Origin of the sequence: Desulfonatronospira sp. MSAO_Bac3 (genome assembly GCF_003838035.1) — a bacterium.
GTDB lineage: Bacteria > Desulfobacterota > Desulfovibrionia > Desulfovibrionales > Desulfonatronovibrionaceae > Desulfonatronospira > Desulfonatronospira thiodismutans.
Genome location: NZ_QYZY01000248.1, coordinates 1 through 1281, shown reverse-complemented (window position 1 = coordinate 1281; position 1281 = coordinate 1). Strand labels below are relative to the sequence as shown.

Annotated in this window: 2 protein-coding genes; both read left to right on the top strand. The window is 56.2% G+C overall.

From position 1 onward, the window contains the following. A partial coding sequence (gene glgP, locus D5S03_RS08535; protein ID WP_287043489.1) for an alpha-glucan family phosphorylase occupies positions 1-923 on the top strand: 923 nt, incomplete at its 5' end. Positions 924-1039: 116 nt separating this feature from the next. Beyond that, positions 1040-1281: S4 domain-containing protein (locus D5S03_RS08530; RefSeq protein WP_287043487.1), on the top strand; the 242-nt coding region annotated here is incomplete at its 3' end.

The window sequence follows — 1281 nt, the reverse complement described above, 5'->3', positions numbered from 1 at the left end:
TGGAAGGCAAGAAGATCATTCAGCAGATCGTGCAGCACGCCCGGGAGGCAGATTTAAGCCACCGCCTTGTTTTCCTGGAAGACTACGATATGGAGATTGCAAGCTACATGCTGCAGGGGTGCGATGTGTGGCTTAACAACCCCAAACGTCCTCTGGAGGCCTGCGGCACCAGCGGAATGAAAGCCGTGGCCAACGGGGTGCTCAACTTCAGTACCCTGGACGGCTGGTGGGACGAGGCATATACCACGGACAACCGCTACGGTTGGGCCATAGGTATGGGGGAGAGCTATTCCGACCAGGAATACCAGGACCTTGTGGAGAGTCACTACCTTTACAACGTCCTGGAAAAGGAAATTGTGCCCACATTTTACGACCGCAGGCATGGCAGCCTGCCCACGGAATGGGTGCGCAAGATGAAAAACGGCCTGCGGGACCTGGCCCCGCAGTTCAGTTCGCACCGCATGGTTGAAGACTATGTGGAGACTGCGTATCTCCCGGCCTACAAGAACTTTATGGCCCTGGAAAAGAACAACTTTGAAAAGGCCAAGTCACTGGCGGACTGGAGAATGGAGCTTATGACCAAGTGGGGCAGCGTCCAGATCCGCAATGTCCGGGCAGCGGCTGAGGATGAGCTGTATGCCGGGGATGAAATAACCGTAAGTGCCGAAATAGATGTCAATGGACTGTCAACCGAGGACATCCAGGTGGAGATATACGCCGGTGATGTGGACATGGACGGCAGTTTCCTCAGCCGCAAGACGGTTCTCATGCAGCAGAAAAAGAAGCTTGATGACGGCTGGATCCTCTACGAGGGTAAACTGGAAACTTTCGAGACCGGGCGCTTCGGGTATACTGTGCGTATTCTGCCTCACCATTCCCTGCTTCTGGATCCCCACTGCCTGGGCCTGATACACTGGGCGTGAGGAGCATGGGGCATGGCGCACGGAGCATGGGGCATGGGGCATGGGGTATGGGGCATGGTTAGAGCCCCGGTGAAACTCCTGTCTGCGACAGGAAGCCCTCCACTTCCTTAAAGAGCATGCGTTCCAGAAAATACCGGGCAGACCTGCTGCTGCATGAACAGGGCCTGGCTGAATCTAAGGAAGCAGCCAAAAGGCTGATCATGGCCGGGCAGGTCTACCTGAACCTGGAAGACCGGGAAGTCCGGGTGGAAAAGCCGGGACAGGCAATGCCTGAAGACTCGGTCTTCAGGGTGCAGCAGCCTGAGCGTTTTGTAAGCCGGGGCGGGGAAAAACTTCTGGGCGCTCTGGAAGATTTTGA